Annotated in this window: 12 protein-coding genes and 1 pseudogene; 9 read left to right on the forward strand and 4 right to left on the reverse strand. The window is 75.1% G+C overall.

What is annotated here, in order from left to right; genetic code table 11:
• Positions 1-55 precede the first annotated feature (55 nt).
• The 4 genes from ACGFZP_RS33480 to ACGFZP_RS33495 are packed head-to-tail and all read left to right on the forward strand — an operon-like array spanning position 56 to position 5,436.
• Positions 56-1,765 carry an ABC transporter substrate-binding protein gene (locus ACGFZP_RS33480; RefSeq protein ID WP_392940144.1) on the forward strand — a complete coding sequence of 570 codons (1,710 nt, stop codon included), beginning with the start codon at positions 56-58 and terminating at the stop codon, positions 1,763-1,765.
• Entirely contained in the window at positions 1,762-2,745 is a 984-nt protein-coding gene (locus tag ACGFZP_RS33485) for an ABC transporter permease (protein WP_392940145.1), read from the forward strand. Before ACGFZP_RS33480 ends, ACGFZP_RS33485 begins: the two co-directional genes overlap by 4 nt.
• On the forward strand, positions 2,742-3,599 hold the full coding sequence (locus ACGFZP_RS33490) for an ABC transporter permease (protein ID WP_392940147.1): 858 nt from the start codon (positions 2,742-2,744) through the stop codon (positions 3,597-3,599). The genes ACGFZP_RS33485 and ACGFZP_RS33490 overlap by 4 nt, the downstream gene beginning before the upstream one ends.
• Entirely contained in the window at positions 3,586-5,436 is a 1,851-nt protein-coding gene (locus tag ACGFZP_RS33495; protein ID WP_392940149.1) for a dipeptide ABC transporter ATP-binding protein, read from the forward strand. Before ACGFZP_RS33490 ends, ACGFZP_RS33495 begins: the two co-directional genes overlap by 14 nt.
• A gap of 52 nt (positions 5,437-5,488) precedes the next feature.
• Here ACGFZP_RS33495 and ACGFZP_RS33500 read toward each other — a convergent pair whose 3' ends face one another.
• The 3 genes from ACGFZP_RS33500 to ACGFZP_RS33510 form a co-directional block, all read right to left on the reverse strand.
• Complete coding sequence (locus ACGFZP_RS33500) at positions 5,489-6,415, reverse strand: DUF6528 family protein (RefSeq protein ID WP_392940151.1); 927 nt, start codon at positions 6,413-6,415, stop codon at positions 5,489-5,491.
• A gap of 258 nt (positions 6,416-6,673) precedes the next feature.
• Positions 6,674-8,098, reverse strand: a complete 1,425-nt coding sequence (locus ACGFZP_RS33505; RefSeq protein WP_392940153.1) for an NAD(P)/FAD-dependent oxidoreductase — start codon at positions 8,096-8,098, stop codon at positions 6,674-6,676.
• A 158-nt stretch (positions 8,099-8,256) separates the two neighbouring features.
• Entirely contained in the window at positions 8,257-8,739 is a 483-nt protein-coding gene (locus tag ACGFZP_RS33510; protein ID WP_392940155.1) for a cysteine/serine endopeptidase inhibitor, read from the reverse strand.
• Positions 8,740-9,008: 269 nt separating this feature from the next.
• Between ACGFZP_RS33510 and ACGFZP_RS33515 the strand changes: the two genes are divergently transcribed.
• Positions 9,009-9,209 carry a hypothetical protein gene (locus tag ACGFZP_RS33515; RefSeq protein WP_392940157.1) on the forward strand — a complete coding sequence of 67 codons (201 nt, stop codon included), beginning with the start codon at positions 9,009-9,011 and terminating at the stop codon, positions 9,207-9,209.
• 93 nt (positions 9,210-9,302) lie between these two features.
• Here the strand turns inward: ACGFZP_RS33515 and ACGFZP_RS33520 are convergent, their stop codons facing one another.
• A complete protein-coding gene (locus tag ACGFZP_RS33520) occupies positions 9,303-10,163 on the reverse strand; it encodes an alpha/beta fold hydrolase (protein WP_392940159.1) in 861 nt (286 codons plus the stop codon).
• A gap of 414 nt (positions 10,164-10,577) precedes the next feature.
• On the opposite strand from ACGFZP_RS33520, the gene ACGFZP_RS33525 reads away from it, so the two are divergent.
• The 4 genes and pseudogenes from ACGFZP_RS33525 to ACGFZP_RS33540 form a co-directional block, all read left to right on the forward strand.
• Positions 10,578-11,636: a 3-oxoacyl-ACP synthase III family protein gene (locus ACGFZP_RS33525; protein WP_392940161.1), complete on the forward strand. Its 1,059-nt coding sequence runs from the start codon at positions 10,578-10,580 to the stop codon at positions 11,634-11,636.
• A gap of 4 nt (positions 11,637-11,640) precedes the next feature.
• Positions 11,641-12,462, forward strand: a complete 822-nt coding sequence (locus ACGFZP_RS33530; protein ID WP_392940163.1) for a 2-oxo acid dehydrogenase subunit E2 — start codon at positions 11,641-11,643, stop codon at positions 12,460-12,462.
• Positions 12,459-13,544, forward strand: a complete 1,086-nt coding sequence (locus ACGFZP_RS33535; protein ID WP_392940165.1) for an alpha/beta hydrolase — start codon at positions 12,459-12,461, stop codon at positions 13,542-13,544. The genes ACGFZP_RS33530 and ACGFZP_RS33535 overlap by 4 nt, the downstream gene beginning before the upstream one ends.
• Positions 13,545-13,649: 105 nt before the next feature.
• A pseudogene (locus ACGFZP_RS33540) lies at positions 13,650-15,377 on the forward strand (type I polyketide synthase); the annotation flags it as partial.

Consider the following 15,377-nt stretch of genomic DNA (forward strand, 5'->3'; position numbering starts at 1 on the left):
GCCCGCCTCCCCCGGGGCCGTTCACCATCACACCTCTCTCGCGCTGGAGTTCCCCGTGCACATCACCGCGCCGCAGCAGCACGCCGCCGACCGCCTCCCCCCGAGACCGCACCGCAACCGCGCCCGCGTGCTGGGGCCGGTGGCCCTGGCGGCCGCCGTCCTGGTGGCGACGGCCGCGTGCGGGTCGTCCGGGGGCGGCGGCGGTGCGGCAGGGGCGGCCGCGAGCGGCGGCACCCCGGTGGACGGCGGCACCCTGCGGTTCGCGGCGGAGGTCGAGCCGGACTGCCTCGACCCCGCGGTGAGCCCGGCGGACATCACCGGCGTGGTGGACCGGAACGTCTTCGACTCGCTCGTCCGGCTCGACTCCGCCGGGAAGTTCCACCCCTGGCTGGCCAGCAGCTGGGAGGTGGCGCCGGACGGCCTGACGTACACCTTCCACCTGCGCTCCGGTGTCACCTTCCACGACGGCACCCCACTGGACGCGGCCGCCGTCAAGGCCACCCTGGAGCACGCCGTCAACCCGGCCACCAAGTCCCTCTACGCGGCAGGCCTGTTGGAGGGCTTCACCGGGGCGACCGCCCCCGATCCGGCCACGGTCGTGCTCACCCTCGCCAAGCCCCGGGCCGCCCTGCTGCAGGCGCTCAGCACCCCGTACCTGGGCATCCAGTCCCCCAAGTCGCTCACCGACAACGCCGCCGACCTGTGCCGCAAGCCGGTCGGCTCGGGCCCGTTCTCCTTCGTCTCCTGGGAGAAGAACAGCAGCCTGACCCTCAAGCGCAACACCGGCTACGCCTGGGGACCGGAGGGCGCGACGCACACCGGGGCGGCGCACCTGGAGAAGCTGGTCTTCCAGATCGTCCCCGAGGAGTCCGTCCGCCAGGGGCAGTTGAGGAGCGGCCAGATCGAGGTCGCCGGGAACACCTCCCCGGCGAAGATCGCCGACCTGAAGGCCGCCAAGGGCTTCCAGGTGCTCCAGCAGGAGGCGCCGGGCCAGGTCTACGCCCTGTTCCTCAACCCGGTGACCGGCGTCCTGGCCGACGAGAAGGTGCGCACCGCGCTCGCCCGCTCGCTCCAGCTCGACGCCCTGGTCAAGTCCGTCTACCACGACACCCGCCGACGCGCCCAGGGCCCGCTCGGCCCGACCACCGTCCACTACGAGAAGGCCGTCGAGGGCACGTCGCCCTACGACCCGGCCGCCGCCGGCAAGCTGCTCGACGAGGCGGGCTGGACCGCCCGCGACGCCGACGGCTACCGCACCAAGGACGGCAAGCGGCTCACCGTCACCTGGCCGACCTCCGCCTACCTGGCCCGGGACAACCGCGACCTGCTCGCCCAGGGCATCCAGGCCGATGCCAAGAAGGCCGGCATCGACCTGCAGTACCTCAACCAGGACCCGGGCACCTTCGCCAAGAGCGCGGTGAGCGGCACCGCCGACATCCTCGGCTTCAGCTTCGTCCGCCCCGAGGCCGACATCCTGCGGCACTACTTCGGCTCCGCCTCCACCGCGGCCGGCGGCGGCTCCAACCTGTTCAAGATCTCCGACCCGCAGCTGGACGGCTGGCTCGACCAGGGCGCCGCCAGCAGCGACCCGGCGGTCCGCGGCAAGGCGTACGCGCAGGCGCAGAAGTACATCGTCGACCACACCCTGGAGATCCCGCTCTACGTGCCGGTCACCGCGCTCGGCGCCACCTCCCGGGCCCAGGGCATCGGCTTCGACGCGGCCGCCTTCCCGCAGTTCTACGACGCCTGGCTGGCGGCGAAGTGAGCCGAGGCCCCGACGGTTCGCCGCCGCGGCGCGGGCTGCCGGGCCGCCGGGTGCTGCGCCACTGGGTGGTGCGGCGCCTGGCGCTGGCCGTCGTGGTGGTCCTCGGCGCGGCCACCGCCGCGTTCGCCGGGCTCTGGCTGGCGCCCGGCGACCCGGTCCAGCTGATCGTCGGCAGTCACGAGGTCACCCCGGAGACCGCCGCCCGGGTGCGCGCCGACCTCGGCCTCGACGAGCCGCTGATCGTCCAGTACGGCCGCTTCCTGCTCCGCCTGCTGCAGGGCGACCTCGGTCAGTCCTACCAGCTGTCGCAACCCGTCTCGGAGCTGCTCGGCGGACAGGCCGGGGCGACCGTCGCCCTCGCCCTCACCGGGTTCCTGCTGGCCGCGCTCGGCTCCGTGCTGCTGGCCGTCGCCACCGCCGGCCGGCGGCCGCTGCTGCGCCGCGCCTCCTCCGCCGTCGAACTGGTGCTCAGCTCCACGCCCGCGTTCTGGGCGGGGATCGTGCTGCTGACGCTGTTCTCCTTCCAGTGGCAGCTGTTCCCGGCCGTGGACGGCGGCGGACTGGACGGTCTGGTGCTGCCCGGCGTGACGCTCGCGCTGCCGATGCTCGGCGTGTTCACCCAGGTCCTGCGCGAGTCGATGGAGCGCTCGCTGGAGGAGCCGTACGCGCTCAGCGCCCGGGCCCGCGGCTCCGGCGAGACGGCGCTGCGGCTGCGGCACTCGCTGCGGCACACCCTCGTGCCGCTGCTGACGCTCTCCGGGTGGACGGTCGGCTCGCTGCTCAGCGGCGCCGTCGTGGTGGAGACCGTCTTCAGCCGCCAGGGCATCGGCCGGATCGCCGCCTCCGCCATCTCGACCCGCGACCTGCCGGTGGTCACCGGCGTGGTGGTGGTCTCGGCCGTCGTGTTCACCCTGGTCAACCTGCTGGTCGACGTGCTCTACGCGGTCGCCGACCCCCGGCTCAAGGAGGCCTCCGGATGACCCTGCCCGCCGTCGTACCCGTCCGCAGGACCCTGCGCGCCGTCCCGCTCGGACCGGCCCTCGCCTGGACGGTGCTGGCCCTGCTCGCGGTGGCCGCCCTCTGGCCCGGTCTGCTCGCCGGACAGCCGCCGAACGCCGTCGACCCGATCAACGCGCTCGCCCCACCCGGCAGCGAACACCTGCTGGGCACCGACCAGTTGGGCCGCGACGTGTACAGCCGCCTGGTGCACGGCACCCGCGACTCGCTCACCGTCGGCCTCGGCGCCACCGGGATCGCCCTCGGCGCGGGCTCGCTGCTCGGCGTCCTGGCCGCGATGGCGCGGGGCGTCGTCGACGAGGTCCTGATGCGGCTGACCGACATCCTGCTGGCCTTCCCCGGCCTGCTGCTCGCCCTGCTGGTGATCGCCCTGCTCGGCCCCGGCACCGGCCACGCCACGCTGGCGATCGGCCTCTCCGCCCTGCCGGGCTTCGTCCGGCTCGCCCGGGCCCAGGCCCTGGTGGTCGGCCGGGCCGACTACGTGCACAGCGCCGTCGGCTTCGGCCAGCGCCGCTGGGCCGCCCACCTGCGGCACGTGGTGCCCAACGCGCTGCCGCCGCTGGTGGTCTTCGCCACGCTCGGCATCGCCGGCGCGGTGATCGCCGGCTCCTCGCTCAGCTTCCTCGGCCTCGGCCCGCAGCCGCCGGACCCGGAGTGGGGCTCGATGCTCGCCGAGGGGCGCGGACAGTTCGAGGACGCCTGGGCGCTCGCCCTCGGCCCCGGGGTGGCCGTGCTGCTGACGGCCGCCGCGCTGACCGTCGTGGGACGGGACCTGCAACGCCGCCTGGAGGGAAGGAACGGCCATGGCCGTCACTGAGGAGGACACCGCGCCGGCGGCCGCCACGGCCGAGGACGCCCCGGGACCGGTGCTCGTCGCCGAGAACCTGCGGGTGGCCTTCGGCCGCGGCCGCGCCGAGGAGGTCGTCCGGGGCGTCGGCTTCGCCCTGCACCCCGGCCGCTGCCTCGCCGTGGTCGGCGAGTCCGGCTCCGGGAAGTCCGTCACCGCGCGGACCCTGCTCGGCCTCACCGGCCCCGGCGCCACCGTCCGCGCCGACCGGCTGGAACTGGACGGCCTCGACCTCACCGCACTCGACGACCGCGGCTGGCGCGACGTACGGGGCCGCCGGGTCGGCCTCGTCCTCCAGGACGCCCTGGTCTCCCTCGACCCGCTGCGCCGGATCGGCGCCGAGGTGACGGAGGTGCTGGCCAACCACCGCCTGGTCGCCTCGGCGCAGCGCCCGGACCGGGCCGTCGAACTGCTCGCCCAGGCGGGCGTCCCCGAACCGGAGGTCCGGGCCCGGCAGTACCCGCACGAGCTGTCCGGCGGCCAGCGCCAGCGCGCGCTGATCGCCTCCGCCGTCGCCGCCGACCCGGCCGTCCTGGTCGCCGACGAGCCGACCACCGCGCTGGACGTCACCGTGCAGGCCAGGATCCTGGACCTGCTCGCGCAGAAGAAGGCCGAGGGCGCCGCGCTCCTGCTGATCAGCCACGACCTGTCGGTGGTGGCCCGGCTGGCGGACCGGATCGCGGTGATGTTCGGCGGCGTCTTCGTCGAGGAGGGCCCGGCCGAACAGGTGCTGCGCTCCCCCGCCCACCCGTACACCCGGGAGCTGCTGGCCGCCGTCCCCGGCCGGCACCCGCGCGGCACCCGGCTCTCGCTGCGCCCGCGCGACCTGCCGGTGGTGGCGGTCGGCGGGGACGGCTGCCGGTACGCGGTGCACTGCCCGCTGGCGGAGGACGCCTGCCGGGAGGCCGCGCCGCCCGCGGTGGCACTGCCCGGCGATCGGGTGATCCGCTGCCGGCGGCCGGAGGAGCCGTGGCCGGCGCCCGCCGCCCGGACGGCGGGCCCGGGCGGGGCCGCGGGTGATTCCGTGGGTGATTGCGTGGACGGGTCGGTCGGCGCGGGGAAGGCGGTGCTGGCCGCCGAAGGCCTCGTCAAGTCCTACCGGCGGCCGGACGGGACGGTGCACCGGGCGGTGCGCGGCGTCTCGCTGGAGCTGCGGGCGGGAGAGGTGCTCGGCGTCCTCGGCGAGTCCGGCTCCGGCAAGACCACGGTGGCGCTGATGGCCATGGGCCGGCTGCGCCCGGACGCCGGGACGGTCACCCTGCTGGGCGAGCCCTGGCCCGGCGGCCCCGGCGACCGGCGGCGGGTGCAGCTCGTCCAGCAGGACACGCTGAGCGCCTTCGACCCGCGCTGGACGGTCGAGCGGCTGGTCGGCGAGGCCCTCGGCGCGCCCGGGCGGCGGGCGGCGCGGCGCCGGCGGGCGGAGATCGCCGAGGCGCTGCGGCTGGTCGGCCTCGGCCCGGACCTGCTCGGGCGCCGGCCGCGCGAGCTGTCCGGCGGCCAGCGCCAGCGGGTCGCGATCGCGCGGGCGCTGGCGGTCGAACCGGAGGTGCTGGTCTGCGACGAACCGGTGTCGGCACTGGACGTCTCGGTCCAGGCCCAGGTGCTCGACCTGCTCGCCGAGGTGCGCGAGCGGACGGGCGTCTCGGTCCTCTTCATCTCGCACGACCTCGGCGTGATCCGGCACACCAGTGACCGGGTGCTGGTGATGAAGGACGGCGAGGTGGTGGAGGAGGGCCCGGTGGAGCGGCTGTTCGCCGATCCGCAGCACCCGTACACCCGACAGCTGCTGGCGGCGCTGCCGGACTGACCGGCCGGCGAAGTGCTCGGCGAAGTACTCGGCGGAGCGGTCGGCGAAGCGGTCAGCCGGAGCGGCCCGTCCACCAGCGCGCCTTGTAGAGGTGTGCGCCGGTCAGCAGGCGGGTGCCCTCCGGGCGGTGGAGGGTCAGCACGGAGGTGCACCAGGTGCAGGGCCCGGCGTGGTCGGGGGCGGTGGTGAGCAGCCGACCGGTGCCGGGCTCGTCGCCGATGCTCTTGATGTCCCGCGCCGCGCCCTCGGTGGCGAACCGGACGGGGTCGAACCGGTCCGCCGCCGGGTCGAACCGCCACAGGTGCGCGGCCGTGCTCACCCAGAACCGGCCGGGCGCGGCCAGCACCGGCGCCAGGTCGTGGCCGCCGGCCTCCGGCAGCGGGACGGTCCGGACGGGCGTGAGCACCGGCGCGGCCGCCGTGCCGCCCACCCGCAGGGCGGTCAGCACGTGGTCGCCGAGGGCCCAGAGCAGCCCGGTGCGCCCGTCCCAGTGCACGCCGTGGGCGCCGGGGAGCGGGTAGACGGCGTGCACGGTGCTGCGCGGTCCCTGCGAGGCGGTGTAGAGCCGGATCCAGCCGCCGCCGCTGGCGGCGACCGCCACATTGCCGTCCGGGAGCAGCTCCAGGCTGTGCGGGTTGGCGCCGCTCCCGGTGTCGACGGCCCAGTACGGCGTGCCGGTCGCGGTGTCCACCACGGCCGCCAGGCCGCCGGAGGCGGTGGTCAGCAGGTAGCGGCGGCCCTGGCGGACCCGGCTCTTGGCCTCGTCCGGCATCGACCAGCTCCGGGCGGGTCCGAGGTCCGCCAGCCCGGGCTCCCGGTCCGCGCTCCAGGACCACACCACCGGGAGGCGGTCCGGCCCCTGGTAGCGCATCAGCTCCCCCGCGCTCTGCAGGACGAGGATCCGGCGGGACGCCTGGTCCACCACGACGACCGGTCCCCCCGGCCGGGCGGCCTGCGCCGAGCCCGTCGCCCCCGTCACTCCGCACAGCATGAGTACGACCAGGCCGACCAGAACGGATCTCCGCCTTCGCACCACGACCACCCCTCTGCCCGTCAGGCCCTGCCACCGGCACGGCCGCCCGCTCCACCGTGCGGTGCGGCGGGCGGTCGTGCCAGTGGGCGGGGCCGGACGGGCGGGGCGGTCGCGGGGCGCACGGTTGCGCGAGGGGCCTGTCCCTCCCTGCGTCACCACCCGCCGCCAGGCCCGAGGCCGGGCGCGGTCACCAGCAGGTCGGGGTCACCGGCCGGAGATCCGGTCCGCGAGGCGGGCGAGCGGCGAGGTGGTGGCACGGCCGCCCGCCTCCTGCCGGTCGGCCGCGTGGTAGACGGCGTACAGGGCGTGCACGCCGAGCCAGCGCAGGGGCTCCGGCTCCCAGCGGCGGACGGTGTGGCCGACCCAGGGCAGCCGGGTGAGCTCGGTGTCCCGGCCGAGGACGAGGTCGCGCAGGGTACGGCCGGCCAGGTTGGCGGTGGTGACCCCGCTGCCGACGTAGCCGCCCGCCCAGCCGAGGCCGGTGGCCCGGTCCAGCTCCACGGTCGCGCACCAGTCCCGGGGCACCCCGAGGACGCCGGCCCAGGCGTGGTCGATCCGCGCACCGGCGGCACCCGGGAAGAAGCGGTCCAGGATCTCGCACAGCTGGCGGACGGTGGCCTGCTGGGTGGTGCCGTCGGAGTCCGTGCGCGAGCCGTAGCGGTACGGGACCCCGCGCCCGCCGAGCGCGATCCGGTCGTCGGCGGTGCGCTGGGCGTACATGTAGGCGTGCGCGAAGTCGCCCAGCACCTCGCGGCCGGCCCAGCCGGTCTCCGCCCAGAACGAGGCCGGCAGCGGTTCGGTGGCGATCATGGCCGAGTTCATCGGCAGCCAGGTCCGCTTCTCGCCGCGCAGCCCCGCGGTGAAGCCCTCGGTCGCCCGCAGCACGTGGTCGGCGGTGACGGTCCCGTACGGGGTGACGGCCCGGGGGCGCCGGCCGGGCGCGCCGGGGAGCATCTCGGTGACCGGCGTCCCCTCGTGGATCCGCACCCCGAGCGCCGCCACCACCCGGGCCAGGCCCTGGGCCAGCTTCGCGGGCTGGATCCGGGCGCCGTACGGGGTCCAGGCGCCGCCGAGCGCCCCGGCCACCCGGATCCGGTCGGCGGTCTGCGCGGCCGACAGCAGCTCGACCCGCTCCGCCCCGAAGCCCTGCTCCGTCGCCGCGAACTCCCGCAGCCGCAGCAGCTGCGCCGGCGTCCGGGCCACCTCCAGCACCCCGCCCTGGACGAGGTCCGCGTCGATGCCCTCGGCGGCGGCGGTACCGGCAACCTCGCCGACCGCCTCGTCCATCACCCGCTGCATCGCGGCGGCCCGCTCCCGCCCGTGGCGGCGGGCGAACGCGCTCCGCCCGGCGAACCCGTTGTACAGCCAGCCGCCGTTGCGCCCGGACGCCCCGTACCCGCAGAACCGCCCCTCCAGCAGGGCCACCCGCAGGCCGGGGTCGGCCTTCTTCAGGTAGTAGGCGGTCCAGAGCCCGGTGTAGCCGCCGCCGACGATGCAGACGTCGACGTCCAGGTCCCCCGTCGGCGCTGGCCGGGGGTCCGGCAGCCCGGTCCGGGCGTACCAGAAGGAGACCCCACCGTTGACGGCCGGAAGCTCGCTGCGGCTCACCGGAATCTCCCTTCGCTCCATGATCTGCCAGGACGCTATCCGCCATCCCGAGCGGCCGACCACGGACACAGTGCCAGGAACCGCCCGCCGCCCGCTGCACCCTGTCAGGGCGCCCCGCCCCTCGCCGTCACCGACCGGGCGGAGCGCCCGGACACGCCCCGGGCCTCCTCGGGCAGGGCCTAGCCGATCGTCGAGCCGGTGACGGGCTCCGAGAGCGGGATCGCCTGGCCGGCGAGGCCGGTCCTGACGAACTGCCAGGTGAGCCCGTTGATGACGCCCCGGCCCAGCGGGGCGAGCTTGGCGAAGGCCGGCTGGCTGAGGTCGATGTGGGTGGAGTCGCAGGACGGACACTGGTCCCTGACCGGCACGGTGACGGTCTTGCCCTGGTAGCTGACCTTGACCGAAATGCCCTTGCAGACCGGGTCGTTGTTGGGGTTGGCGGTGGTCCACCAGGCGTGCGAGACGGCCACCAGCAGCTGGGTGGCGGCGTTGATCCGCGTACCGCAGGCGCCGAATCCGGCGTCGTTGTAGTAGGTCGCCTTGCCGGTCATCGGCTTGTTGACCGGTATCGCGGCGGCGGCGGTGCCCGCGCCCAGGGCGAGGAGTGCGACAGCGGCGAGCGGGGCTCCGGCCAGGATGGTGAGGTGCTGGGCGACTCGCATGGTCCCCTCCGGTTCGGTGCGGCTGACAGGACCGGGAACGGGTCGGTGCCGACGCCAAGTAGCAGTCGGTGCAGCGTAGTTCGAGCAAGGTCGGACCCGCCCGGAGCCGCAACGTACGGCAGGGCCGCCAGCGGGGTCCAGACCTTTGATGTGTTGTCATGAACACAAGGTAGGAAACTTTACCAATGCCGCCAAAGGTTGGACCATACGTGACCGCACCGGGCGGCGGGGCGTTGACAGGGCACGTCCCACACCCTCCCGGAGGCCCCATGCGCACCATGCTTCGCACCGCCCTCACCGCCGCGGTCCTCTGCGCCGCCCTGCTGCCCGCCACCGGCGCCGCCGCCCACCCGGCGCCCAGGGCCGCGAACCAGGGCTACAGCATCCCCGTCGGCGGGATCACCGACCTCGGCGCGCTGCCCGTGCTCGGCTCCCTCGGGAACGACTTCGCCCGCCTGCTCGGCCAGTAGGCCGACGCACCGCCGCGGGAGGCGGCCCGGCTTACGCGACGGCTTAGTGGTCGGCTCCTTGAGTCCTTCGGGGGCCGGCTCCGGCGCCGACCACTACACGTCGCTCCGGCTCAGGAATTCGCCGACGGTCCGGACGAAGAACTCCGGGTCGTCCAGCCACGGGACGTGCGCGGCGCCCGGCTGGACGACGAACTCCCCGCGCGGGAACAGCGCCGCGACCTCCGCAGCCTTGTCCGGACGGGGGGACGGGTCCAGCTCGCCCGCGAGCACCAGCACCGGCGCGTCGAGCTCGGCCAGCACCTCGCGCACCGCGTCCGCGTCGTCGAACGCGCCCGGGCCGGGGTAGGCGTGAGCGGCCTCCTCGTTGTGACCGTCCTCGCCCAAGGCGGCGTGGGCCTGCGCCGCCGCGTCCCAGCGGCCGTAGGTGAGGCGGTCCAGGAACCGCCGGTCGTCCTCGGTCGCGTCCCCGGCCATCGCCCGCTCGAAGGCGGGCACCGCCTCGTCGTACCAGGGCTCGCCGCCACGCAGCGCGAACGCCTCGCGCCATCCCCCGGGCGGGAACCCGATGTCGGCCGCCCGGGCCCGGGCGGCCACCAGCACCAGCGACCGGATCCGCTGCGGATACCGGCCGGCGTAGAGCAGCGTCAGGTCGCCGGCGGCGGAGTGGGCCAGCACCTCGATCCGCTCCAGTCCGAGGTGGGCCCGGAGCGCTTCGACGTCGTCCACCTGCCGGTCGACGCGGTAGCTCGACGGGTCGGCCGGGGTCTCGGACTCCCCCGTGCCACGCAGGTCGAGCAGCACGAGGGAACGCCCTGCGGCAGTCGGCAGGCCGCCCAGGTCACCGAGGTAGGCGGAGGCCTGCATCGGGCCTCCGGGGAGACAGATCAGCGGATCGCCCTCCCCCACGACGCGGTAGGCGAGGCGGGTTCCGTCCGGAGCAGGAAACGTCGGCATCCGGCCATCCTGGCACCGGCCGTCCACCACTCGCCACGCATTACCGGCCAGGGCGTTCCAAGGCGTGGGGACGGCGCCCAACCCGCTCTCACGCTCGACCGGCCGGTCCCCGGACTAGGCGGCGAGGACGGCGGTCTGCCGGCCGGGGTCGACCGGCGCACAGCCGATCACCAGGGGGAATCCTCCGTCGCGCCGACAGCGTGATCAACCCCCGAAGGACTTCCGGAGCCGACCACTTAGGGCAGATTTAGCCGACCGACCCAGGCTGAGGGTGCCGGATCCCCGCCACGCCCCCGGCGGGGGATCCGGCGGGCATCCGGCGCCCCCGGCTCGACCGGGCCGGCCAGGTCGAGCGGCCGACCCGGCCGGGCGGCCGGATGCCACGTCCTGTTCCCGCAGCAGAGAGGCCCGGTCGTGGCACTCCCCGCACGCCCCGCACCCGCCGACGCCCGCGACGTCCGCGTCCTGTCGGTCGGCACCGCCCTCCCGGGCGCGCCCGTGGACAACCTGGCGCTGGCCCGGCGGTTCGGCCAGAGCGAGCAGTGGGCCGAGTGGGTGGACGTCTTCGTCGGCACCCGCACCCGGCACCTCGCGCTGGACCTCGAACGCGGCACGCTCACCCACTCCCTGGCGGATCTCGCCACCACCGCGGCCGTCCGCGCGCTGGCCGAGGCGGGCCTGGCCGCCGGGGACGTCGACGCCCTCGTCCTGGGCACCGCGACGCCCGACCTGCTGATGCCCGGCACCGTCAACATCGTCGCCGACCGGCTCGGCCTCGACCAGGTACCGACCTTCCAGCTCCAGTCCGGCTGCACCGGCGCGTTCCAGGCCATCGCCCTCGGCCGCCAGCTGCTCCTGGCCGGCGAGCACCACACCGTGCTGGTCATCGGCGGCGACGTCTGCTCCCGGGCCTTCGACCTCGCCGCCGACGTCTCCGCCCTGCCGCCCGAACAGCTGGTCAACGCCATGCTGTTCGGCGACGGCGCGGGTGCGGTCGTGCTCTCCACCGCCCCGGTCCCCGGCGCGCCGGTGGTCCGGGACGTCTTCACCCGGCTGGTCGGCCTCGGCCAGGCCCCCGGCCAGACCCTCGCCTGGTTCGGCCCCAACGACCGCGACGCCGGCACGCCCGCCGTCAGCGAGGACTACAAGGCCATCGAGGCCCGGGTGCCCGTGCTCGCCGAGGAGATCTACCGGGAGCTGCTGGAGCGCCTGGACTGGAAGCCCGACGGGCTGAACTACCTGCTGCCGCCGCAGCTCTCCGGCCGGATGACCCGCCGGATCAGCGAGCTGCTCGGGAACACCTCGGCCGCCGAGATCAGCGTGGTCACCAGCACCGGAAACAACGGAAACGGCCTGCCCTTCCTCCAGTTGGAGCAGCTCCTGCCGCAACTCGCCCCCGGTGAACGGGCCCTGGCGATCGCGGTGGAGTCCAGCAAGTGGATCAAGGCCGGCTTCGCCCTCGAAGGAGCCTGAGCAGATGACGTCCACACCCCCCACCGCCGGCCCGCAGGTCGGCCCGCCCGCCCGGCAGCGGCGGCACACCCTCTACTTCCTGGACGAGATCCGCTCGTTCGCCCCGGTACACCTGGACACCGAGGTCGACATGACCAGGGTCCTCGCCCACCGGGCGGCCGCCCGCGCCGACAACACCCGGTACTCGCTGGTCTCCTACGTCCTGCTGGCCGCCGGTCGCACGCTCGCCCGGCACCCGGAGGCCAACACGGCGGTCCGCGGGCGGCTGCGCCCCCGGATCGCCCGCTACCCCTCGGTAGCCGGAAAGCTCGTCCTCGACCGGCGGTTGGACGGACAGCGGGTGGTACTCGCCACCGTCGTCCCCCGCCTGGAGCAGGCCGAACTCGCCACCGTCCAGGACCAGATCGACCAGTACCGGGGTGAAGACGCCTCCGAGCGGCCCGAGTTCGGTCCGGTCCGCGCCCTGCACAAGCTCCACCCGCTGCTCGGCCTGCTCGCCTACCGGGCCAGTGTGCGGCCGCTGCGGCGCCGGGCCGAGCGGATCGGCACCTTCGCCGTCAGCTCGCTCGGCCACGCCCCGGTGGACGGCTTCCACTCGGTCGGCGGCACCACGGTGACGATCGGCGTCGGCCGGGTCGCGGACCGGGTGGTCGCCCGCGACGGCCGGCCGGAGGTGGCCCCCGTCCTGCGGCTCAACCTCACCTTCGACCACCGGGTGATCGACGGCGCCGAGGCCGCCGAGGTGCTCGGCGGCATCAAGGAGGCGCTGGAGGAGTACCCCGCGTACGAGGCCGCCGACGCCGAGAGCGCGGTGGCGGCCCGGTGAACGACGTCGGCGAGCTCAAGCAGTACATCGAGGTGCACGCCCGCGCCCAGCGCATCCCCGACACCGAGCGGCGGCTGATCCTCGACCGGATCCACGACGACGGCGACGGCGACGGCTCCTGGGCCCGGGAGTGGGTCCGGGCCGGTGAGCAGGCCGAGAAGGCGGGCCAACTCCAGGCCGCCGTCCGGCACTTCACCACCGCCCGTTTCCCGTACGTGGACGGCCCGGCCCGGCAGGAGGGCGCCGACCGGGCCGCCGCCGCCTTCGAGCGGTGGCGGCAGGCGGAGGCACCCGTCATCGAACCGCTCACGGTGGACACCCCGGCCGGCACCGTCCGCGCCTGGACCGCCGGGCTCTCCGCCCGCGACCCCAAGCCGCTGCTGCTGTTCTCCGGCGGCATCGTCAGCACCAAGGAGCAGTGGGCGCCGGTCCTGCTGCAGGTCGCCCGGCTCGGCATGGCCGGGTTGGTCACCGAACTCCCCGGCATCGGCGGCAACACCCTCGTCTACGGCCCCGACAGCCACCGGCTGTTCCCGGCCCTGCTGGACGCCGTCGACGACCGGGCCCGGACGGCGCAGAGCTACGCCGTGGCGCTCAGTTTCAGCGGACACCTCGCGCTGCGCGCCGCCCTCGACGACCGGCGGCTGCGCGGCATCGTGACCGCCGGAGCCCCGCTCCACCACTTCTTCACCGACGAGGCCTGGCAGCAGCAGCTGCCCCGGATCACCGTCGACACCCTCGCCCACCTCTCCGCCGTCAAGCCCGCCGACCTGGGCCCGCACATCCGCGACTGGGCGCTGAGCGAGGACGAGCTGGCCGCCCTCGACATCCCGCTCGCCTACCTGGTCAGCGGGCGCGACGAGATCGTGCCCGCCGAGGAGGTGGCGCTGCTGCGCCGACAGGTCCGGCGGCTCTCGCTGCTGGTCAACGACGACGTCCACGGCTCGCCCCGGCACGCCGCGGAGACGCCGCTGTGGGCGGTGCTCTCGATCCTGCGGATGCGCGGCGTCCGCGATCCGCGGCGCGCGCTGTTCGGCGCGCTGTGGCGGCTGGCCCGGCTGCGCGCCCGCCGGGCGGGCTGAGCGCCCGTCCCCCGCCTGCTCCGCCTGCTTCTTTCGTTGCCCGCTCACCGCTCACCCACCTGCTCACCGCTCACCGCTGCCCGAACCGAAGGATGGAACCGCCCCATGGCGAACGAGGAGAAGCTCCGCGACTACCTCAAGCGGGTCACCGCCGACCTGCAGCGGGCGAACCAGCGGGTGGCGAAGTTGGAGGCCGACCGGGACGAACCGATCGCCATCGTCGGAGCGGCCTGCCGCTACCCGGGCGGGGTCGCGTCCCCGGAGGACCTGTGGCGGCTGGTCGCGGACGGCGTCGACGCCGTCGGCCCGTTCCCCACCGACCGGGGGTGGGACCTGGAGAACCTCTACCACCCGGACCCGGACCACCCGGGCACCGCCTACGCGCGCGAGGGCGGATTCCTGTACGGCGCGGGGGACTTCGACGCCGCGTTCTTCGGGATCGGCCCGCGCGAGGCGCTGGCCACCGACCCGCAGCAGCGGCTGCTGCTGGAGACGGCGTGGGAGGCGATCGAGCGGACCGGCATCGACCCGGTCTCGCTGCGCGGCTCGCGGACGGCCGTCTTCGCGGGCGTCATGTACTCGGACTACGGGGCCCGTCTCAACCCGGCTCCCGAGGGCTTCGAGGGCTGGATCGGCAACGGCAGCGCGGGCAGCGTCGCCACCGGGCGCGTCTCGTACACGCTGGGCCTGGAGGGTCCGGCGGTGACGGTGGACACGGCCTGCTCGTCCTCGCTGGTCGCCGTGCACTACGCGGCCCAGTCGCTGCGGTCCGGCGAATCCACGCTGGCGCTCGCGGGCGGGGTGACGGTGATGGCCACACCGGGCACCTTCGTGGAGTTCAGCCGGCAGCGGGGCCTGGCGCCGGACGGCCGCTGCAAGCCCTTCGCGGACGCGGCCGACGGCACCGGATGGGCGGAGGGCGCGGGCCTGCTGGTCCTGGAACGGCTCTCCGACGCCCGGCGCAACGGGCATCCGGTGCTGGCGGTGCTGCGCGGTTCCGCCGTCAACCAGGACGGGACCAGCAGCCAGCTGACCGCGCCGAACGGGCCCTCGCAGCAGCGGGTGATCCGCCAGGCCCTGGCCAACGCCGGCCTCACCCCCGACCAGGTCGACCTCGTCGAGGCCCACGGCACCGGCACCACCCTCGGCGACCCGATCGAGGCCCAGGCCATCCTCGCCACCTACGGCCAGGACCGCGAACTCCCCCTCTACCTCGGCTCGGTCAAGTCCAACCTCGGACACACCCAGGCCGCCGCCGGCGTCGCCGGCATCATCAAGATCATCGAAGCGTTCCGGCACGGCGAGATCCCCCGCACCCTCCACCTCGACCAGCCCTCCCACCACGTCGACTGGCAGGCCGGCCACGTCGAACTCCTCGCCGACCACCGCCAATGGCCCGACACCGGACGCCCCCGCCGCGCCGCCGTCTCCTCCTTCGGCATCAGCGGCACCAACGCCCACGTGATCCTCGAACAGCCCGAAGCCATCACCTCCCCGCCCCGCGAGGACACCGACGGCCCCCACGTGTGGCAGCTCTCCGCCCGCACCCCGAACGCCCTACGCGACCAGGCCCGCCGCCTCGCCACCCACACCAAGGACGCCCACCCCGGCGACATCGCCCACGCCCTCGCCACCACCCGCACCGCCTTCGACCACCGCGCCGCCCTCGTCCTGCACGACCCCGACCAGGCCCACGACGCCCTCACCGCCCTCGCCGACGGCCGACCCCACCCCACCCTCACCACCAACACCGCCACCCCCGACAACACCCGACCCGTCTTCCTCTACTCCGGCCAGGGCAGCCAACGAGCAGGAGCCGGAAGGGATTTGTAC

The organism is Kitasatospora sp. NPDC048239 (assembly GCF_043202015.1).
GTDB lineage: Bacteria > Actinomycetota > Actinomycetes > Streptomycetales > Streptomycetaceae > Kitasatospora.